Annotated in this window: 15 protein-coding genes and 1 pseudogene; 7 read left to right on the forward strand and 9 right to left on the reverse strand. The window is 59.7% G+C overall.

Translation table 11 applies throughout. The annotated features are described in order from the left end of the window. Positions 1 to 373 precede the first annotated feature (373 nt). The gene (locus tag P0D84_RS12740) at positions 374 to 649 is read right to left on the reverse strand and encodes a GlsB/YeaQ/YmgE family stress response membrane protein (protein WP_408336839.1); all 276 of its coding nucleotides are present in this window, start codon (positions 647 to 649) and stop codon (positions 374 to 376) included. Positions 650 to 1,053: 404 nt separating this feature from the next. Here P0D84_RS12740 and P0D84_RS12745 point away from each other — a divergent pair, with 404 nt between their 5' ends. Next, positions 1,054 to 1,323: a DUF1488 family protein gene (locus P0D84_RS12745; protein ID WP_408336841.1), complete on the forward strand. Its 270-nt coding sequence runs from the start codon at positions 1,054 to 1,056 to the stop codon at positions 1,321 to 1,323. Positions 1,324 to 2,122: 799 nt separating this feature from the next. Further along, positions 2,123 to 3,444: pseudogene (locus P0D84_RS12750) on the forward strand (TIGR00366 family protein). Between the two features lie 271 nt (positions 3,445 to 3,715). Here the strand turns inward: P0D84_RS12750 and P0D84_RS12755 are convergent. The 8 genes from P0D84_RS12755 to P0D84_RS12790 all read right to left on the reverse strand — a co-directional run bounded on the left by P0D84_RS12755 (position 3,716) and on the right by P0D84_RS12790 (position 13,093). Further along, positions 3,716 to 5,296, reverse strand: coding sequence for a cation:proton antiporter (locus P0D84_RS12755; protein WP_408336843.1), 1,581 nt, complete (start codon positions 5,294 to 5,296; stop codon positions 3,716 to 3,718). Positions 5,297 to 5,390: 94 nt separating this feature from the next. Further along, positions 5,391 to 6,827 carry an alginate export family protein gene (locus P0D84_RS12760; RefSeq protein WP_408336845.1) on the reverse strand — a complete coding sequence of 479 codons (1,437 nt, stop codon included), beginning with the start codon at positions 6,825 to 6,827 and terminating at the stop codon, positions 5,391 to 5,393. A gap of 156 nt (positions 6,828 to 6,983) precedes the next feature. After that, positions 6,984 to 7,676, reverse strand: a complete 693-nt coding sequence (locus P0D84_RS12765) for a YoaK family protein (protein ID WP_408336847.1) — start codon at positions 7,674 to 7,676, stop codon at positions 6,984 to 6,986. Between the two features lie 74 nt (positions 7,677 to 7,750). Continuing rightward, complete coding sequence (locus P0D84_RS12770; RefSeq protein ID WP_408336849.1) at positions 7,751 to 8,668, reverse strand: glyoxalase; 918 nt, start codon at positions 8,666 to 8,668, stop codon at positions 7,751 to 7,753. A 26-nt stretch (positions 8,669 to 8,694) separates the two neighbouring features. After that, entirely contained in the window at positions 8,695 to 9,150 is a 456-nt protein-coding gene (locus tag P0D84_RS12775; protein WP_408336851.1) for a DoxX family protein, read from the reverse strand. Beyond that, positions 9,129 to 11,018, reverse strand: a complete 1,890-nt coding sequence (locus tag P0D84_RS12780; protein WP_408336853.1) for an amidohydrolase — start codon at positions 11,016 to 11,018, stop codon at positions 9,129 to 9,131. Before P0D84_RS12780 ends, P0D84_RS12775 begins: the two co-directional genes overlap by 22 nt. Beyond that, entirely contained in the window at positions 11,015 to 11,305 is a 291-nt protein-coding gene (locus P0D84_RS12785; protein ID WP_408336855.1) for a XapX domain-containing protein, read from the reverse strand. Before P0D84_RS12785 ends, P0D84_RS12780 begins: the two co-directional genes overlap by 4 nt. 462 nt (positions 11,306 to 11,767) lie before the next feature. Then, positions 11,768 to 13,093 (reverse strand): IS4 family transposase, encoded by a 1,326-nt coding sequence (locus tag P0D84_RS12790; RefSeq protein WP_408339814.1) that lies wholly within the window; start codon positions 13,091 to 13,093, stop codon positions 11,768 to 11,770. Between the two features lie 206 nt (positions 13,094 to 13,299). Here P0D84_RS12790 and P0D84_RS12795 point away from each other — a divergent pair, with 206 nt between their 5' ends. The 5 genes from P0D84_RS12795 to P0D84_RS12815 all read left to right on the forward strand — a co-directional run bounded on the left by P0D84_RS12795 (position 13,300) and on the right by P0D84_RS12815 (position 21,687). Beyond that, on the forward strand, positions 13,300 to 13,989 hold the full coding sequence (locus P0D84_RS12795; RefSeq protein ID WP_408336857.1) for a hydrolase: 690 nt from the start codon (positions 13,300 to 13,302) through the stop codon (positions 13,987 to 13,989). Between the two features lie 159 nt (positions 13,990 to 14,148). Then, the gene (locus P0D84_RS12800; RefSeq protein ID WP_408336859.1) at positions 14,149 to 14,427 is read left to right on the forward strand and encodes a DUF1427 family protein; all 279 of its coding nucleotides are present in this window, start codon (positions 14,149 to 14,151) and stop codon (positions 14,425 to 14,427) included. A gap of 1,466 nt (positions 14,428 to 15,893) precedes the next feature. Then, positions 15,894 to 16,742: an IclR family transcriptional regulator gene (locus P0D84_RS12805; protein WP_408336861.1), complete on the forward strand. Its 849-nt coding sequence runs from the start codon at positions 15,894 to 15,896 to the stop codon at positions 16,740 to 16,742. Positions 16,743 to 17,112: 370 nt separating this feature from the next. Beyond that, complete coding sequence (locus P0D84_RS12810) at positions 17,113 to 18,534, forward strand: MdtA/MuxA family multidrug efflux RND transporter periplasmic adaptor subunit (protein WP_408336863.1); 1,422 nt, start codon at positions 17,113 to 17,115, stop codon at positions 18,532 to 18,534. A gap of 18 nt (positions 18,535 to 18,552) precedes the next feature. Then, positions 18,553 to 21,687: an MdtB/MuxB family multidrug efflux RND transporter permease subunit gene (locus tag P0D84_RS12815; protein WP_408336865.1), complete on the forward strand. Its 3,135-nt coding sequence runs from the start codon at positions 18,553 to 18,555 to the stop codon at positions 21,685 to 21,687.

Consider the following 21,687-nt stretch of genomic DNA (forward strand, 5'->3'; position numbering starts at 1 on the left):
GTGCTCAGGTTCGCCACCAAATCGGTCTAAGCGAGGAGCAGATTGCGCGTGCTACGGCTCACGCCTTGAGTCCCACCCGCGCGAACTCACACGTAATCTGCAGCGGACCGCCTGCGTTCATGAAGCTTATCGAATGTCAGGCGCTGCAGTGGGTTTACCCATCGAATGTGCACAAAATCGTTCTTGGCGAAAGAGAGTTTGGAGAACGGTAATACGGCGCTATTGCTCCACGATTGTGATTCCAGAATTGAAAGCTCCAACCGCTGTTGGGGAGAAGTCAGCGCTGTTAGACCACGCGTTTCCTGGCTAACAGACTTATCACCACCTTAGTTGGTTTTGGCGGACCAGCCGCCAAAACCAACCAACTGCCGATTCAAAGTGAGCGCGCGCGCCCCCGGCTGAAGAGGCGCAGGATTGCCAGCAGGATGACAGCACCAAGCAAGGCGGTAATCAGTGAGCCGATGATGCCGCTTCCCAGATGCAATCCAAGAGCGCCTCCAAGCCATCCTCCGATGAATGCGCCGACAATCCCTACAATGATGTCGACGAGAATACCGAAACCGCCACCGTCAACAATCCGGCCGGCCAGAGCCCCAGCGATGCCGCCAATAATTAGCCAAAAAATAATGCCGTGCGAAACTGGGTCCATATTCCTTACTCCTTGGGTTAATCGACTCTAGCGTTCATTGCCAGTGAGCGCCCTGTGATGGGCACTGGAGCAAGCGGCATTCCCGTGGCGGCGGACTTCCCGCTCGTTGACAGCCCAGTGCGGCTAACGCTTGTCTTTCTCGGCGGTGTCTGACGCATGCAGGCAGGCTTTAGCGTGCCGAGCCGGGATCCCCACGGGCGGCCTGTAGCCAGCATAGGCGGGCGCCAGAACGGTACTGAAACACCTGGTAACACCTCAAGGGATTTGAAACACAGCAGCGCTTTTATGTCCTTGATAAGCTCGGGTTATCGTAACGAAGCCCGATATGTGGGCTGAACCGGTAATTGTGATGCTATGGCCCTCGTTTCGAGGGCGCACCAATCTGATGTAAAGCTGAGGATGAGATGCTGGCAATAAAAGGACGTCCCGGGTTTTTTGCCGAGGGACGGCTGCTGACCTTCACCCTGATGTCGCAGGGTCGAGATATTGCGTGCGCGGTAACTCGCGATGCGCTGGAACGACATTTTCTGTTTCGACGGGAATCCGACGACGCAACGCTTGTCTCGGCTTTCGAACGCGGACTTAGGCGAATACTGGAGGTGGCCGACAGAAAAAGTCGGGCATTGCGGGGTGCTCGCATTCTCGTGACGGCCGCAGACCTCGGTACAGCATAAGGTGGTTACTCGTCATCCCGGCGGCTCAGTTTCATTGGGCGATTTTCATACACTCATGATGCTCAGCTGCGAGCATTGCTCCCAACGGGCGGTTCTCTATGATGTCAGCCTGATTGCTGACGGGGGCACCAGGTGTCGGCATCAATGTGGGTGACTTGAATACAAAGTCGACAATAACGTTTCGAAGCGCGCCGCGTCGGTCCCGGAAGTGATTCGCAGAGTTTCGAAAAGCCTGTTTCCTCGGCTCCTGACCCACCTGTAGATTCAATTCGCCCTAAGGGCGTGGTGCAGGGATGCTGATGTGGCACAAGGTCAGCTTAGCGGCCCCAATGATTCGACACGCCTTGCGTCCCCTGCAACAACGCTGTTGCTGACCTGTGCTGCCATCGGAAAGGTCACATGCGCTCCGTACGGAGTCGACAAGTAAATCCATCTGTGCCCATCCGCGCCGCGCAATCCACGGCGCCGTTGTCAGAAGTGAGTCAATTAGCTTGGTCTGAATCGCCGCTTATAGTGACGATCGGGACGGCGCCGTCGCATGTTCGTGGCGTACGCGCATGTGCGAGCTCGGCTTCTCCTGGTCGCTGCTTCTGCGGTTCGCGATATCCCGTCTGTCTGTTCAAGGCACCACTTTTGCCGTGGGCGGCATCTATCGATCAATGCCGTCTTTACTCACTGCACCAGTCGTGGCATTCGTCGCTGCAGGATTTTTCGTTGTGTGTAAGAATCGCCGCGCGCGGCTTACCGCCCATAACAATGACAGCAGGCCGACTTCATATTGGCGATAAGGAGTAGACACTTGATTCAGCGAATTTCCGCCTTCTTTACTCAGGTGGTGCACCGGTTTTTGCCGGACCCCCTGATTTTTGCCATCCTCCTGACCATCGTGACCTTCGCGCTCGCGCTTGGTTTGACGCCGAAGGCACCTGCGGACCTGGTGATGCTATGGGGTTCTGGCTTCTGGAATCTGCTCGCGTTCTCGATGCAGATGGCGATGATTCTTGTGACCGGCCACGCGTTGGCGAGCTCAGGCCCGGTCAAACGGATGTTGGTCGCCTTGGCGAGCTCCGCGCGTACACCCGGCCAAGGCGTGATGCTGGTGGCGTTTGTGGGCGGAGTCGCCTGCGCCATTAACTGGGGCTTCGGTCTGGTCCTTGGTGCGATGCTTGCACGTGAGGTCGCGAGACGCGTCCCCGGAACGGACTACCGCCTCCTCGTTGCAAGCGCCTACATGGGCTTCCTGACGTGGCACGGTGGCCTGTCTGGCTCTGTGCCGCTCGTGGCCGCGACAAAGGGCAATCCGATGGAGAAGACAGTAGGTCTGATCCCGGTATCGAAACCATATTCACCGGCTACAACGCGTTTATCACGATCGGCCTCATCATTCTTTTGCCAATTCTGGCAAGACTCATGATGCCGAAGCCGGAGGATGTCATCACGGTGGACCCAGCGCTCTTGCAGGACCCGCCAAGCGTTGAACGCAAACTGCCCCCTAACGCGACGTTCGCGGAGAGGTTGGAAGAAAGCCGTATCCTGGCGCTCCTGGTGGCGGCACTGTGCGCCGTATTTCTGGTAATCCGATTCGTCAAGAAAGGCTTCGTACTTGATATCGATACCGTGAACCTCGTCTTCCTCGCAGCAGGTATCGTGCTTCACAAGACGCCGATGGCATACGCGCGCGCTGTGGCCGGTGCAGCGAAAGGCGCTTCCGCCATCATGATTCAGTTTCCGTTCTACGCTGGCATTCAGGCGCTTATGGACCATTCCGGGCTGGCTGGCGTAATTACGAAGTGGTTCGTCGACATCGCGAACGTCCACACATTCCCGCTTCTGGCGTTCCTGAGTTCGGCGCTCATCAACTTCGCGGTGCCGTCTGGCGGCGGTCATTGGGTGGTGCAAGGTCCCTTTGTTATGCCGGCAGCGCAAGCACTTGGCGCGGACCTCGGCAAGTCCGCGATGGCAATTGCCTACGGCGAAGCGTGGACGAATATGGCGCAGCCGTTCTGGGCACTGCCCGCACTTGCTATCGCCGGTTTGGGCGTTCGAGACATCATGGGCTACTGCGTGACGGCGCTTCTGTTTTCAGGCGTGATTTTTGTGGCTGGTATGTACCTGTTCTGAGAAGGTCGGCGCTCCGCCTCAAACGGGGGTGTGGCGCCCAGGAAGGCGTGTCGCAAAGCTTCATGTCTTCCCGTATGAACTACGTCAGGCCGTTGCTGCTCGTCGACTGGGCACTGGAATCCTTGACTGAATTGATTTCATAGCGATTGGAAAGCGCAAGTTATTGCGTGGGGAAGCGCCTCAAAGCAGACTCGGTCACCGATTTCTCCACTGAGCGCGGACTGTCTGGTTATCACCGGACAGAACTGTCAGTGCGCCTGGCTCGCTCCAGTCAGGGTTCCATGAGGCGCGAGAGCCTCAGCTCTTCGAAGTCCAGTTCGGCTTCTATCCGATGCAGGACTGCATCGTCGATGCGACCTGCCTCCTTGAGCTTCAATAGTTCCCGGCGCGATACGCTCACCATGTCTAATTCCAGGCGAAGTTGTCGCGCTCTGACATTGACCTGCTCAGCCCCTTCGCGATGCGCTCGTTCATTATTGCTTACCCGAACCTTGTATTCGTCCAGAAGCCGCTCGAGCGCGACATCTTCGGCCCCCTCGCTGCCGGCCCTTCTCGCGCCCAGCTCCTGTAACGCCGCATTGAATGTTTTTGACCTCGCCTCCAGCTCCGACATCGTCTGACGCCTCACCGGACGAATTCGAACGAGGCGAATCAAAAACGATAACGTCCCGCCCTGAATGACCAGGGTAGATATGATGAGCGCAAAGGAGCTGAAGATAATCAGGTCGCGCGCGGGAAAATTGTTGGGCAACGCGAGCGCTGCCACGAGGCTGACTACTCCGCGCATACCGGCCCACACGAGAATCACAGACTCGCGAAGCGACCAGGCCCGAACTATCCGTGTCTTCTTGAGGAGTTGCCCCAGAACGTACATCGCGACGGCGACCCATACCAGTCTCGCAACGAAGGTAGCGATGATGGTCGGTATGGCCATATTCAGACCAGCGACCAGCAACGAATCTTGCTGCTGCATGCGGACCATGATGCCGCGCAGTGCGAGGCCGATAAGGATGAACACCAGAGAGTTAAGAATGAACTCGACTGCTTCCCATGTGGCCTTCGCCTTCAGACGCATGCTGGCGCCGAAAATCCGATGCTGGCTAATCCCCAATATTAGTCCGCACGTCACAACCGAGAGGACACCAGAGCCGCCCATTTCCTCAGCTATGGCGTAGCTTGCCCACGCCATGATGAATGTCACCGTGATGCCGATAGCGACATCCTCGATCCTGGCTATCACCCAGGTCATCACGGTGCCACTCAGCGCTCCTACTGCGACTCCAATGACTATGAGCGCGACAAAGAGATGGCCGCCTTTTGCCAGCGTAATGTTGGCCGTCGATGCAGACAGAATGGCTATCTGATAAAGCAGGAGGCCCGACGCGTCGTTGACCAGGCTTTCACCCTCGAGCGTGGTCACCAACCTGGCCGGCAGCGGATTACGTTGAAGTATCGCCTTCGCAGCGACTGCGTCAGGCGGCGAGACAATAGCGCCCAATGCAAAGCACGCGCTCCACGGCACCGAAGGATTAAAAGCGTGGACTACGGCCGCGACGACGACCGTAGTGAACATCACGGCTCCCAATGCCAGGGAAATGATGGGGCCGATTTCTCTTTGAAAGTCGTCCCACGCCGTATAAAACGCACTCGACATCAGGAGCGGCGGAAGGACCGCTGCAAGCACAAGACCGGGGTCGATTTCAGGCGAATGCCCGCCAAACAGGGCTGCGCAACACCCGCCGACCAGCAGCGCGAGCGCGGGAGGAAATGCCACGCGGTCCGCGAGCCAGGTCAGAACGCACGCGCCCGCCATCAGCACTAGCAGGTAATGGAAAAACTGGACATTATCCATGGGCAATTCCGAGAGCACGAGCACTGCCTTGACAGGCAGCTAAAGTTTGTTTTTCTCTCGCATGATACGGCGCCCGGGCCTCGCCCGCGTGACGCTACCAGCCATACTTCAGCTCCAGCCCAACATAGTCGGAGTTACTCCCGCCCAGCTCTCGGATGGAATCTCCGACCCGGAAATGAACGGCCTCAACGGACGCAATCAGGTTGGTCGCCACCGTCCAGTCAGCACGTATTTGTGCGTAGGCGCCAGTCCATCGCGTGCCGTGGCCAGCAGTACCCGGGACGACCGCATTTCCCTGCTGATAAACCGCGTCGTTCGTGCTCATCCGCCATTGGAATCCAACGGCAAACAACAAGGCTAGCTTGCTAGACGGTTTGAGCGTAATCGAGGGTTTGACATGGATGAGGTTTGCATACCCCGTGTAGCCCGCCAAGGTGAAGTAATAACCGTTCGGGAAAAGCGGATTGAAGGTCTCGACGCGGCCGTCGTTCAAATGGCGGTCACCGGATGCCGCATCAACCTGCAAACCGAACCGCGGCTTCCAGGGAGAATCGAGCGTGTAGCCGAACAGCGAGCCAATTGCCCATGCAGCAATCGTCTTGTCGCCGACGTGGCCTGTCTGGTACATCGACTCCACGTCCCAATCTGTGGCAGCGACTTTCCCCGTATATCGCAGGTCAAATACATTGCGATGCTCATCGCCTTGCGCATCAAGGAACTGCGCACCGGCACGGGTGTAAAGCGAATAATATCCAGACAGGTCTCCCGGCCCCACGCCCTGACGTTCGAAACGCACGCCGCTAAAGGTCAAATGGCGATTCGACGTGTCGTCGAATGCCAAGATGTCGCGGTACTGAACCGGCCGCGTCGCGTAGCCGATGAACCGCCACTTCTCGTACTCGTAGTCCGCCCATAGTGCATCGTATGCCTGCCGCACGTTTGGACCGTCGCGCACAGAGATAAATCTCTGCAGGTCGAAGGCCATTTCCTGCCTCCCAATGCGCAACTTTATCGTTCCCGGACCGAGCGGACTCACCCAGGCAACGAACGCCTGCTCCAAATCGAGTGGATTCTTGTCTGTCGTCTTCACCTGGTTCTTACCGAAGGCTCTTGCGTCCTCGAGTTGGACAAAAAATTGCAGATATTGGCCGATGCGGGAGTCAGCATGAACCTGCGCTCGCTGGATCACGTAGCTATCGGAGCCTGCCGAGCCGAGCCCGAAGAGCGGTGTCCCGCTGAACTCGAAGCGCTCGCGTAAATTGGCACCCAGCGACAGATACGAATATGGGTCACCTCCGAGCGGGATATATTTCAGGCCGTCGAGTGGCTTGTGCGGTACACAGGGATTCTTGAGAACGGACCAATCTTCTTGCCAGCGATTGAACATCACGACCGGCCGCTTGGCGTCACACGTCTCAGTCGGCGTGCCGGTCTGCTGAGATGGTTGCCCCTCGTTATCAGCCCGCGTGTCTTCACAGAACCCGAGTGCAAGCCCAGCAACGGCAATCCCTATATATGCCGCGAGTTGCATCCCATTTGGCCTCCCGCCCTGTCAAACATTGTTCTTCCGACCTCTATGGAGTGGAGCCCTCCGCCATCGCATACCCCACGCACTCTTCAGATGCCATCAAGGCACCGTCGATGCCCCCCGTAGCACGACCGGCGAGTGCACGCGCAGGAGAAGGTATCAAGAGGCAAGGTTACCTACCGCGTTCCGGTGCATCCACGCGCGCATTGCCAGCCAGGCGAGCCCGCTTACCGGCAACAGTAGAGCCCAGAAGCCAAAGTTTCTGTAAGCCAGAGCACCGGCGACGGCGCCGAGCCCGAACGCTGCGATTGCTGGAAGCATTTTGGCGACGCGCGTTCGTGCAGCAGTCTTGGTGTCCGCTGCAACGCGTGGCGAACACAGGTCAAGCGCGTCGAGAATGACCTGCGTCACGTTCCCGGTCATGACGGTGTTCGGCACACTAGCCCGGGCAACAAGACGGCTGTGAGCGTTCTGGACACCCATCGCGGTCGCGCCAATCATCCCGCACACGACCACTGCCCAATTTTCCGGGTTGAACCTGGGTCCGAGCTTGACACCTGCAAAGCAGAACGCCAGAAGCAAAACCGCCTGCACGGCGTAGAGCATGCACGCGCCTCGCATCGGGGTCTCGGGGTTTCGGCCGCGAATGATGAAGCTGCTCAGCGCGACGCCAAGGATAAAAGCAGGAAACGCCATCAATTTAAGGAAGACGCCCTGCCCATACCCTGCGACGCCACCACCAATGAGCACGAAGTTCCCCGTCACGTGTGCGGTGAACAGGCCGAACAGCGCGAAAAAGCTGAGCGTGTCGACATAACCAGCAGTCGCGGACAGCAAAATATCGTCATTCATTGCTCACCCTATGGAGAACCGTTAGCGAGGATTGGCCTCTCGAATATCGACTCTCCTTTTGTCGTGACGCTGTCCTATTTCGCAGCCGCGTGAATTTCCGCGATGTATCCGCCCGGGAACTGGACGATTGCCGATTCTCTCCGGTCCGACGTAAAAGGCTGCACGAGAACCGAAACACCGGCGGCCTGAGCCTTCTTCATGGTGTCATCGAAGTCCTTCACTTCATACCCGGTCATCTCGCGCCCGTATGGGTACGGCAAACGTCCATCGGTCACAAAGACGGTCATGTTCCCGAATCCCGACGTCAGTCGAACGCGCCGGAAGGTATCGTTGCCCCGACCGATTTCAACGCCGGGCGCCCTGTGATTATCGGAAACCACCTTCCCGTGCGAGAACGCGACCCAGTTCTTGATGAATGCGTCCGCACGTCCCGGCGAAACGTATACCCGGTTCTCCGGAACGGTCTCGAGCGCCTCGTAGTTTGGAGCCTGCGTATGCCAGTAGAGCTGCATGTGCACGCCGCCCGGCCACGAGATGACTGCATCACGCCCAATCGGGTCCGGAAAAGTATCGACCACGACATCAGCACCGTGAGCCTTCGCCGATTTCATCGCGCCGTCCATGTCCGTGACAAGGTAGCCGGTACGCTCGTCACCAAACGGATACGGAATTGGCGTCTTGAAGCCGAACACCGAAATCGTACCCACTGGCGTGAAGACCAGTTGGGACATCGTCTGGCTCGGTGTCGGCGTCACCTGAAAGACGCCTTGCTGCGATTTGTGGCCGCCAAACGTGGCGGCGAAGCTGTCCGTGAACTTGTCGAAGTCTTCCGGTGCCACATACACGTGAGTGGTGTCGTATTGCGGCCCGACAGAGAAGAACGCCGACTGCGGCGTCCCGATGTTTACCTTTGCGAAAGAAGTCGACGGTGCACTTGCAACCAGGCCGAGAGCAAGAGCAACGGCGACACCGAGGGATTGAAAGCTGCGCATGATAGTGAGTTTCCTGTCCTGTTTTTTTAGACGCGAGAGCGTCGCTCACCGCTGGCCAGATAGGTGACCATCAAGAAGGCGGCAATCAACCCGAGGTGCTCGAAAAAGCTGTTCAACGCAATGAAGCTCGCCACACCTTCCAGACGCCAGAAGTTGTTCGCCACGAGCATCGCCACCACCGTCAATGCAGCCAGCCCTCCCGCTCCGACCCACGTAAACCTGTTGAAGATGATGCACAGGGAGCCGGCTATCTCCACGAAAATTGCCAAGGTAGCCCAAAGCCAGCCAGGATGGAGACCGAAGTGCACCTGCTCAGCGACCGCGGCGTCGAAATGCATCAGCTTGGTGACGCCGCCAATAAGGTACGCTGAGACGAGACAGATGCGGACCAATGGCATCACCCACGGTTGACGCAGCAGCGCCGCTACCCAGGATGGACTGTCCGCCACTGACCCTCCCGCTAGACAGCCCAGCACGCGCATCCCAGCGCTCCCCAAAAGCCCTTGTAGTCCGACGTCGGCGCATTGCCAAGCCACGCGCGCCGATGGTCGTGACCGTGAACGCCGCAAGCGCGCGCGCAGTCACATGCTGTGGACGCCACCTGCTGAAGCGGCGCGCCGGATTCGCCGCCCTGCTTCCACGCGGCAAATCCGCCATACTTTCGCACCGGTGACCAGTCCGGCATCGCCGGAGGTGGCGGACTATCGTCCAGCGCGGCGAATTCGCCAGTCGCGTACACAACCTTGCCTCCTACGACCGTAAGCAAAGACGACGCGCCAGCGATGTCGTCCTCGGCGCAGGCAAAGAAGTCGCGGTCAGGGACGATAAGGTCCGCGAGCTGACCCACTGCAATCTGCCCTTTCTTGCCGACTTCATTCGAGAACCAGGTGACCTTCTCGGTCCACATGCGCAGGGCCGTCTCACGGTCCAGACAGTTGCGCTGGGGATAAATGCGCCGGCCGCCGACCGTCTTGCCGGTCACCAACCAGGACAGGGAGACCCACGGGTTGTAGGACGCAACTCGCGTCGCGTCGGTCCCGGCTGACGTATGAATCCCTTTCTCGAGCATTCGCGCAACAGGCGGCGTTCCCTCAGCTGCCTTCTCACCATATCGCTCGACGAAATACTCCCCCTGGTACGCCATTCGATGCTGGACGGCAATGCCTCCACCGAGAGCCGCGATGCGGTCCATCGACTTTTCCGTAATCGTTTCCGCGTGGTCAAAGAACCAGTTCAGCCCGGCAACGGGTGTATCGCGGTTTACCTTTTCGAACACATCGAGCGCACGACTGATGGTCTCGTCGTACGTCGCATGCATGCGCCACGGCCAGCGATTTTCCACGAGCACGCGGATGACCCCTTCGAGGTCGCCCTCCATTTCCGGGGGCATATCCGGGCGCGCCACCCTGAAGTCCTCGAAGTCCGCCGCCGAGAACGTGAGCATCTCGCCTGCACCGTTGTGCCGGAAGTAGTCGTTCCCGTCCTTATACTTCGACGTCTTCGTCCAGTTGACGAAGTCTTCCTTCTCACCCTTGGGCTTTTGAGTGAACAGGTTGTAGGCCAGCCTGATGGTCAGCAGTCCCTCAGCGTCAAGCTTCTTGACGACCTCGTAGTCCTCCGGGAAGTTCTGGAAACCGCCGCCGGCATCAATGGCTCCGGTGACGCCCAATCTATTCAGCTCGCGCATGAAATGCCGCGTTGAATTCAGCTGATATTCGAGAGGAAGCTTGGGCCCCTTCGCCAACGTCGCATAGAGGATGGCCGCGTTGGGCTTCGCCAGGAGTAACCCTGTCGGATTGCCCGCGCTATCGCGCACAATCTCGCCACCAGGGGGCTCAGGAGTGTCCTTCGTGTAGCCCACCACTCGCAGCGCCGCGGCGTTCAACAGCGCGCGGTCATAGAGGTGCAGCATGAAAACCGGCGTGTCTGGTGCTGCAGCGTTCAGCTCCTCGATGGTCGGCAAGCGACGCTCGTCGAACTGGTGCTCCGTGAATCCACCGACGACACGTACCCATTGAGGCGGCGGCGTGACAGCAACCTGCGCCTTGAGCATCTCCATCGCAGTCGCCAGTGAGCGCACACCATCCCACCTAAGCTCCATGTTGAAATTCAGCCCGCCACGGATGATGTGGAGATGGTTGTCGATTAACCCCGGAAGAGCTGAGCGTCCCTTCAGGTCGACCGTGCGCGTGCTATCGGACTTGAACTCGCTTATCTCACTGTCGCCGCCGACGGCAATGAATTTACCGTCCTTGATAGCAACCGCAGTGGCAGTTGGCTTCGATTTATCTAACGTTGTAAAAAGACCATTAAGAAGAATCAAATCCGCCGCATCTTGATGAGACGTCATGAACGCTTCTCCTCAGACGACACTCCCGCCATGGGCCGAGGGCTGGCGGAGTTCCGGCCAGGCAAAGACCCAAACAGGTGTTGATTGCAATGCTCCTCCTTCCAGGCCACACGAAAGTTGGCTCCGGAAAGCATCTTTTTTGCAACCGGGAAAATCTGCTCGCCCGCGAGTATGCCTAAAAGACCCACCAGGGCGACGATAGGAGGCGCCGGTGACGGCACGCCAATCAAGCTATAGACCACGCCTACCAGGATTCCAGCCAGCAGCAAAAGCACATACGCTTTCATCGACCCATCCTCCTCAAGTACGCAGCAAGCAACCACTCGCGACAACGATGACCAGGCCGAAAACAGGAAGCGCCTACACGTGTTCGACGAACTGGCTTTGAATAGTGCCGCCCCGCGTTGCAACGACTGATGATGTGGCATCAAAGGACGCGCACAGCACGACGTATGCAATCCTCCGAGTAATACGCAGACTGACCGAAAACATAAACGGGCAACCCGCTATCGAAGGACAACGAATCGTGCGCTTTCCTCGCAGCTTATGACTTTCCATCTCCAAAGAAAAGCATCTTATTGGCATCGAACGCCTACATAAAACCCTGACATCGCCATCGACAGCTTCACATTCAGGCAATGTGGACTATGCTTATTTGGACCACAAGACGGTATAGCTCATGTCTTATTTCTCCAGCGAGAGACACGTCGTTGTTGGCTTCCTTAGAGCCAGCCCTTTCAAGGTCTTTCTCAAGATGTTCCGCTGCGAGCAAGTTTGAGCAGGCGTGCCGTACTGTGATGAGCGCGCGCTACTGCGCCATCGACGTAGGGCGCGGATTTGCGGGTTTTGGGGCCACGCTTGCGGGTACGTACCTGAACCGGATCGACGTGGCGGGCCAGTTCGAGCAGTTTGCTGGCAATCGCGGCGGGCTCGGCATCGCTCCAGTGCGACCACTGCTGCGGCGGCAGCGCGATGAGCATGCCCTCATACTGGCCACGAATGTGCTGTGCGAGGTAATACGTGGAGATGTCCGGTGGCGACCCGCCCGCGTCACCGAGCGGAGCATGTGCGGTTTCGATGCTACGCTTGAGCATGGCCAGCACGTTGTAGGCCAGCACTGCGACAGTTAAGCCGAGCAGCGCGGCGCGCGGATGGCCCAAGGTGCGAATTTCGCTGTGCAGTACCGACTCGAGCCGCTGGAACATCCCTTCGATACGCCAGCGCTTGCGGTACAGCCGGGCAATCTCGTGTGCGCTCACTGCGGCAGGCAGATTGCTCCACAGCAGGATCACGGTGTCGCCCGCATCGGTCGGCTTGTCCAACTGCAGTTCGATACGCCGCCAGCCCTTCAGCCCGGACTTCAGATCAATTCGTTGCTCACGCACCCGCCCGGTCTCGATACGCGCACCGGCCACCCATGGACCACAGCCGGCAAGCGGCGGGCCGTTGCGGCCGTGTTCGCGCACGATGAAGCAGGCCTGCGCCTGGTGCCAGCCCTGCAGGATGGTACTGGTGCAGAAGTTCCGGTCAGCGAGCCACAATTCGCCCGCGCCGGCACATTCAATCAGCGGGGTCATGGCCGAGCGCTCTTGCGCATGCGCGTCCTCGATGGCGATCAGATCGGTGACCAGACCCAGATCCGGCTCGTAGACCACCAGCGCGTGCCCCGGCAACGCTGCGCCACGCTGCTCGCGCAACGCCGCCAGCCGTTTCTCGCTGGGCGCCAGATGATTGCCGTCGAGTACACGCAAACGCCAGCCGGGCAGGCTGGGCGCATATGGCCATGTCGCAACGACCGGCTCCAGACGTTGGGCGCTCCCCTGTACCAAGGCGCGAAGGATCGCGGGTTCGGTACGGTTGACCTTATCGTACAGCGCTGCCAGCGACACCGGCAGGTGCTTGGCCTTCGTCGCCGCGGCGTACAGCGACGGGCTCAGTCCCAGAGACACCAGCGTCATCAGTTCCACCACCGTCGAGAACAGCAGTTCCCTCGGATATTGCCGTTGCCGGTGCGCGGCAAACACCTCGTCAATCCACTGCGACGTCATAGCTCCCTCAAGCGCCACGCGTGCCATTACGCTCACCGGGGCTTCCCGCTCGAAATGCTTCATCACCTCTTCAAACATCGTTTTACGCCCGTCGTCCTTGAACAGATCGCCAGGTTACCAGGTTCACCGGACAAAGACCTTGAAAGGGCTGTTCCTTAGAGCAACGCGAGCAGCTCTTCCAACGCTCAAATCTGGCGCGACGTTTTTTAAAACCTCATCCGAACGGTGGCATCATGAGCAATGAGAAACTGGAAGTACTTACTCCGACCAACAGCCAGATCATCTTCATCGACCAACAGCCTCAGATGGCCCTTGGCGTCCAGTCAATCGACCGGCAAGTATTGAAGAACAATGTCGTCGGACTGGCGAAGGCGGCGAAGACATTCAATGTCCCGACGACTATCACGACGGTCGAGAGCGAAAGCTTCTCCGGCTTCACGTACCCGGAACTGCTCGACGTGTTCCCGGACCAACCCACTCTCGAGCGAACCTCGATGAACTCGTGGGACGACCAGAAGGTCCGTGACGCGCTCAAGAAAAACGGCCGAAACAAGGTCGTCGTCTCCGGCCTGTGGACGGAGGTCTGCAACACGACATTCGCGCTCTGCGCGATGCTCGAAGGCGGCTACGAAATTTACATGGTCGCCGATGCATCCGGCGGCACATCGAAGGACGCGCACGAATACGCAATGCAACGAATGGTCCAGGCGGGCGCCGTCCCGGTCACATGGCAACAGGTCCTGCTCGAATGGCAGCGCGACTGGGCGCGCAGAGAAACCTACGACGACGTAATGAAAATCGTGAAGGAACATTCTGGCGGATACGGGATGGGCGTCGACTACGCCTACACGATGGTTCATAAGGCACCCCAGCGCACCGCAACGAAGCACGAATCTCTCGCCGCGGTCCCGGCGAAAACCTGACGGGGCGACGCATCCTGAGCTGAAAAGCGAGGCTCGCATCCACAATCATCATTCCGGTGCGGGCCTTTCAGCGCAATGTCCATGGCTATCACCTGAATGCAAATAGTGCGCGAAAACCATCGAGCACGCTGATACGCAAGTCCAAGCAATTTTCCGCCAATGAAACCTTATATCCTCTCACTCCTTGGTGGCATTCTCGCCGGCGCGATATACAGCCTGATTCGTGTACGCTCGCCGGCACCGCCAATGGTGGCCCTCGTGGGATTGCTGGGGATAGTTATCGGGGCTCAAATCATTCCAACTGGACGCCAGCTTCTGGCGAGCACTACGCTTCAGTTTGCAAAAGCAGAGGTGGTGCAGACGCACACCATGCATTCGCCCTCTTCGAATAGCGCCAAACTGATTTCGCGCGCGCCCGCCAACGTCTCACCGAATTGAATCCAACAGCCGGCGTCGACGAAGCGGGCAATACAGCGTCAGCGCCCGGCATGCGCTCTTGTCGCGGCTATCAAACCAGGGCGACCCGGGTGCTCTCGTCAACCCAGTCGGAATTGCTTCCAGAACTGAGCCGGGTCATGGCCCGTCGATGTACTGCTCGTCACCGAACCTGAACAATCCTCTATCGCACGTGCGCATCAACCTGTGCGCGATAGACATTAGCGAAGCCCTGCGGCGGCTCGTTTGGGCACGGGCGTGGATTGATAGCCATGGATAGTCAGAACCGTATCGGGTGACACCGCGATTAGCTCGTAAGTTTCTTGACGCTGGCGTCTCTAACACGTGGTGCTATTTTGATGTGTAGCTACGAAAGACCTCCATCCATACAGCGGCCTCATGCAAAAAAGGGTTCCGTCCAACTTATGGCTTTATATGTCCAAGAAACTGTTCGATAGAAGAGGAAGTTAAAGACATATCTAGCTAATGGCTTTAGTCAGGTTGGATTCTAAAATTTTGTAAGAGCCGCGTTGACATGCTGCCGATGGGGACGCTCAGCCGATTGGCGCTTAGCTGCTCAAGACGTGCTTCACGGCATGGCGAATGACGGTCATGGCTTTGGCAGAGCCATTGCTGATTTCACTTAGACGAGGTGGCGTGCCAAGCGTCGTGCCGACAACTCTGCGGCGCAGGTGGTCTGGTAACAGAGCGATGGTCTTCTCGATACCGAGCGTCCGCCAACGCCCTCGAATCCGCCGCGCATGTCGTCGAGCGCCAACCAGCATTGGACGCCATGCTTTTTTACATGCCGACGCATCTGCTGACCCCGAGGCATTCTCCGCCACGTATTTAACCGGTCCTCTTCGGGATTGAAGGTCGAGCCGACTACTCGTGCCCAAGTGTTGCAAGTGGCAGGCTGTTGAGCGCCCCTTCAAAGCCGATTGCGTCCACCCAGCTCGTTGATAACACGACTTGTTGCACGCAAAGGGCGTTTTAGGAATGCCGCAGACTTTGTTGTTCGCAAATAATGGACAAAAAAAAGGCGTCACGTTGCCGTGACGCCTTAAAAAGTTCTAGCCATTCCGAGGGCCGTGCTAGAACCTGAGAGACGGTATTCGAAAGTGGGCCCGGCGCGCGATGCTGGATGCAGGATTGACACTGCGTAGACTGTTACGGGGGACTGTTACAGGCACTCGACCAGACACTTCGCGAACCACGGTTGATTCGGAATTCCAAATGCAGAAGCCGAAACCGTCTTTCGAAATGAGGTTCCATTTTTTATGGTTATGCTGACTAAGTCAAGCAAAATCTGAGGAGGCGTCGTTCGTCGCGGCAAAATATTCCGATACAATGAATCTTAAGACGAAAAACCGACTGAATGCCCCACTTTGGGCCCCGCCATGCTCTTGCGGAACGATTGCTGGCAGCCAAGCGAACAAAAAAACTGAAATATAGTTCCAAAAAACGACATGAACCGACCCACGCCCTCACGAACTGCCGCAGCCCCAGCCAAAAACAGGAACAAAGACAAAGACGGCTCGGGCGACGAAGTCACCGCGCTGTCGCGTGGTTTGACGGTGTTGCGCTCGGTCGCCGCAGCCGACGCGCCGCTCAGCAATCGCGAGTTAACTGAGTTGACCGGCATTCCGAAACCCACCGTCTCGCGAATCACCGCCACACTCGTCGGCGCCGGTTTCCTGTTCCGCTTGCCCGACAGCGAGCGCTTCGTGCTGACCTCGTCGGTACTGGAGTTGAGCAACGGCTTTCTGCGCAACTTCGACATTCGGGCCCGGGCGCGCCCCTTCCTTATCGAACTCGCCGAACGCACCGCGTTGTCCGTGCATCTGGCCGTGCGCGACCGCCTCGACATGGTGGTGATCGACGCGATCCGGCCACGTTCGGCCGTGCTGGTGTCGCGCCTCGAAATCGGCTCACGCATGAACCTTAGCCGCACCGCGGTCGGCCGCGCCTATCTGGCGGCGCTCGCCGAACCAGAACGGGAAAAATTGCTGATCGGCTTGCAGGCCGCCGAAGGCGACGACTGGGGTCACGTCAGCAGCCGTCTCACCAGCGCCTTACGGGAAACCGAGGAACAGGGCTTCGCGATCGCGACGGGCGAATGGTACAACGGTCTGAACGCCATCGCGAAGGGATTCGTCGGCCCCTCGGGCGAGCGCTATGCGGTCAATTGCGGCGGCTCCGCGGATCAGTGCCCGCGCGACTGGCTGATCTCGCGCGCCGCGCCGGCCCTGCTCGAATGTATCAGTAACATCGTGCTCGAAATTGGCGGCACCCCTGGGCGCCGGCTGGACACGTGAACCGCGCAGACGCCCGGCGGCGGCCGGAAACGGCATTCTAAGCGCGTTGTGATTCTGTAACCTTCGTAATCAAAAGAAAAATACACGGGTGGACTGTTACAGAGCCTGCGACGTAGGATCTTGCATTCCTGTCGCGGGGCGCTCGCCGGGCTTGCCGCCATCATCCTTTGATAACGGTCCGGCCGACCTGCATGATGCCGCATTGCGTTAACATCTTTGTCCCGCGCCTCGGGTAGCATCGCGTTGAACATGCGCGGCGCGCCCGCTGTCGAAACCGCCTGTCATGCCGCCTGCGTGCCGGTCCGCTGAATTGTCGAAGCGGCAGAATCGCACGGGCGGCTCACATCAAAGCCAGCCACCTGACCGATCGATGGACGAACAACAAAAGCATTCGGAAACCTCACGCCCTGCCCCGCCGGCCGCCCAACCCGGTGGTTCGCAACCAGCCGCTGGCGGTCCGGGAAATCCGCCGGTCACAGCCAAAAGCCATCGCGGCCGCAACATCGCGCTGCTCGTGGCGACGCTGGTCATCCTCGGGATCGTGCTGTGGCGCTGGCATCCGTGGGGCGGCCCCGGCGGCGGCGCGAGCGGTGCCGCCGGCGCAAGCGGTGCAAGCGGGGGCCACGCGGGCCGTGGCGGCCGCGGGGGTGCCGGCTTCGCCAACATGGCGCAACCGGTTCATGTGGCGACCGCCGTGCAGGGTGAAATGCCGGTGGTGCTGACCGCGCTCGGCACGGTCACACCGCTCGCCAACGTCACCGTGTTGCCGCAGTTGAGCGGCGTGCTGCAGGACGTCTATTTCAAGGAAGGCCAGATGGTCAGGAAGGGCGACCTGCTCGCCCAGATCGACCCGCGCCCCTATCAGATCTCGCTGGAAAACGCGCAAGGCACCCTCGCGCGCGACCAGGCGCTGCTGCAAACCGCCCGCCTCGACCTGAAGCGTTATCAGACGCTGCTCTCGCAAGACTCGATCGCGAGCCAGCAGGTCGATACCCAGGCCTCGCTCGTGCGGCAATATGAAGGTACGGTGAAATCCGACCAGGCGAACATCGATACCTTCAAACTCGACCTCATCTATGCGCGCATCACCGCGCCGGTATCGGGGCGCGTCGGTTTGCGCCAGGTCGATCCGGGCAACTACGTGACGCCGAGCCTGACCAACGGCCTCGTCGTGATTACGCAGTTGCAGCCGATCAGCGTGATCTTCACGACCTCCGAAGACAACCTGCAGCAGATCCTCCAGCAGACCCAAACGGGCGCGAAGCTGTCGGTCACCGCCTATGACCGCAGCAACACCACCTCGCTCGAAGGCGGCTCGCTCGAAACATTGGATAACCAGATCGATACCACCACCGGCACGGTCAAGCTGCGCGCCACTTTCCGGAACGACAAGAACGTGCTGTTCCCGAATCAGTTCGTGAATACACGCCTTCTCGTGGACACGATCAAGGACGCGGTGATCGTGCCGACGCCGGCCGTGCTGAACGGCTCGATGGGTCAGTTCGTGTATGTCGTGAAACCGGACAATACGGTGACCGTGCGTCCGGTCAAGATCGGTCCGGTGGACGGCGAGCGCACCAGTATCAAATCCGGCCTGCAGGTCGGCGAACGCGTCGTGATCGACGGTTCGGACCGCCTGAAGGAAGGCGCGAAAATCACGATTCCGGCCGACAAGCCGCGCGGCGCCTCGGGCGCGCGTGGAGCAAGCGGCGCGGCGGCCGCTTCGGCAGCGTCAGGCGCTTCCGGCGCACATGGACATCATCGCAGACACGCGGCGCAAGCCTCGGAATAAAGGCACGGCCACTATCGCATGAATCCATCCCGCGCCTTTATTCTGCGTCCCGTCGGCACCGCGCTGCTGATGGCGGCGATCATGCTGGTCGGTCTCGTCGCGCTGCGCTTTTTACCGCTTTCCGCGCTGCCCGAAGTCGACTATCCGACCATCCAGGTGCAGACCTTCTATCCGGGCGCGAGCCCGGACGTGATGACGTCTTCCGTCACCGCGCCGCTCGAACGCCAGTTCGGACAGATGCCGTCGTTGAACCAGATGTCATCGCAAAGCTCGGCCGGCTCGTCGATCATCACGCTGCAGTTCAGCCTCGATCTGCCGCTCGATATCGCCGAGCAGGAAGTCCAGGCCGCCATCAACGCCGCGGGCAACCTGCTGCCGTCCGACCTGCCCGCGCCGCCGATTTACGCCAAGGTCAATCCCGCCGACGCACCGATCATCACGCTCGCGATCACCTCGAAAACGCTGCCGCTCACGCAGGTGCAGGATCTGGCGGACACGCGTCTCGCGCAGAAGATCTCGCAGGTGGCGGGTGTGGGTCTCGTGAGCCTGTCAGGCGGTCAACGCCCGGCCGTGCGGATTCAGGCGAATCCGCGCGCGCTCGCCGCGTATGGGCTGAATCTGGACGATCTGCGCACCACGATTTCGAACCTGAACGTCAACACGCCGAAGGGTAACTTCGACGGCCCGACGCGCAACTACACGATCAACGCGAACGACCAGCTGACCGACGCCGAGGCTTACAAGAGCGCCGTGGTCGCGTACAAGAACGGCCGCCCGGTCATGCTGACGGACGTCGCCACCATCGTGCAAGGCGCGGAGAACACCAAACTCGGCGCGTGGGTCGACAACACCCCGGCCATCATCCTGAACGTGCAGCGCCAGCCGGGCGCCAACGTGATCCAGGTGGTCGACAGTATCAAGGCACTGCTGCCGCAACTGCAGCAGTCGCTGCCCGCCGCGCTCGACGTGCAGATCGTCACCGACCGCACCACCACGATCCGCGCTTCCGTGCGCGACGTGCAGTTCGAACTGCTGATGTCGGTCGTGCTGGTCGTGCTGGTGATGTACCTGTTCCTCGCCAACGTCTACGCCACCATCATCCCGAGCCTGTCGGTGCCGCTTTCGCTGATCGGCACGCTTGCCGTGATGTACCTGTGCGGATTCTCGCTGGATAACCTGTCGCTGATGGCGCTGACCATCGCCACCGGCTTCGTGGTGGACGATGCAATCGTGATGATCGAGAACATCGCGCGCTATGTCGAAGACGGCGAATCGCCATTGGAAGCCGCGCTGAAAGGCTCGAAACAGATTGGCTTCACGATCATTTCGTTGACGGTTTCGCTGATCGCCGTGCTGATCCCGCTACTCTTCATGGGCGACGTGGTCGGGCGCCTGTTCCACGAATTCGCGATCACGCTGGCCGTGACGATCGTGATCTCGGCGATCGTCTCGCTCACGCTCGTGCCGATGATGTGCGCGAAGCTCCTGCGTCACTCGCCGCCGCATGAAAGCCACCGTTTCGAAGCCAAAGCTCACAATGCGATCGACTGGGTCATCGCACGCTATGCGGTCGCGCTCACCTGGGTGCTGAACCGGCAACGCGCCACGCTGTTCGTCGCGCTGCTCACGCTGGTGCTGACCGGCGTGCTGTACGTGTACATTCCGAAGGGCTTCTTCCCGGTGCAGGACACCGGCGTGATTCAGGCGATCACGCAGGCGCCGCAGTCGGTGTCGTATGCGTCGATGGCCGAGCGTCAGCAGGAACTCGCCGTGCAGATCCTGAAGAATCCGGACGTGGAAAGTCTTACCTCGTTCATCGGCGTGGACGGCAGCAACATCACGTTGAACAGTGGCCGCATGCTGATCAACCTCAAGCCGCGCGACGACCGCAGCCACACCGCGAGCGACGTGATCCGCCAGTTGCAGCAGGACGTGGCGCACATTCCGGGCGCGTCGCTGTACATGCAGCCGGTGCAGGATCTGACCATCGATTCCACAGTCAGCCCGACGCAGTACCAGTTCATGCTGACCGACCCGAACATCAGCGAATTCACCACGTGGGTGCCGAAGCTGGTCGACCGGTTGAAGCAGTCGCCTGAACTGGCCGACGTGGCGACCGACCTGCAGGATAACGGCCAGTCGGTCTACATCGAAATCGACCGCGCCACGGCGTCGCGCTACGGCATCACACCGGCTACCGTCGACAGCGCGCTCTACGACGCGTTCGGCCAGCGCATCATTTCGACCATCTTCACGCAGTCGAACCAGTACCGCGTGATTCTCGAAGCGCAGCCGCAGATGCAGCATTACACCGAGTCGCTGAACTCGATCTATCTGCCCTCCTCCACGTCGTCAGGCGGGCAGGTGCCGCTGTCGTCGATCGCGCGCTTTGTCGAGAAGCCCGCGCCGCTGCTGGTCACGCATTTGAGCCAGTTCCCGGCCACCACCGTCTCGTTCAACCTCGCGCCCGGTTCATCGCTTGGCGCGGCGGTGAAAGCGATCGATCAGGCGGAGAAGGATATCGGGCTGCCGGCCTCGTTCCAGACACGCTTCCAGGGTGCGGCACTGGCGTTCCAGGCGTCGTTGTCGAACGAACTGTTCCTGATCCTGGCGGCGATCGTCACGATGTATATCGTGCTCGGCGTACTGTACGAAAGCTTCATTCACCCGATCACGATTCTGTCGACGCTGCCGTCTGCCGGCGTCGGCGCATTGCTGGCGCTCCTGATCACCGGGCACGATCTGGACATCATCGGCATTATCGGTATCGTGCTGCTGATCGGTATCGTGAAGAAGAACGCCATCATGATGATCGACTTCGCGCTCTACGCCGAGCGTGAGGAAGGCAAGCCGCCGCGCGAGGCGATCTATCAGGCGTGTCTGCTGCGCTTCCGGCCGATTCTGATGACCACGCTTGCCGCGCTGCTCGGCGCCCTGCCGCTGATGCTCGGCACCGGCGCCGGTTCGGAACTGCGCCGCCCGCTCGGTATCGCGATTGCCGGCGGTCTGATTGTCAGCCAGCTGCTGACGCTGTTCACCACGCCGGTGATTTACCTCGGCTTCGATGCGCTGGCCCGCCGCGCGCGCGCGCGGTTCCATCGCGGCGATGCGTCGAAAGGCGCGCCGCCGCCCGCCACCGATGCAGGGAACTAA

Source organism: Paraburkholderia sp. RL17-337-BIB-A (assembly GCF_046025895.1).
Classification (GTDB): Bacteria; Pseudomonadota; Gammaproteobacteria; order Burkholderiales; family Burkholderiaceae; genus Paraburkholderia; species Paraburkholderia fungorum_C.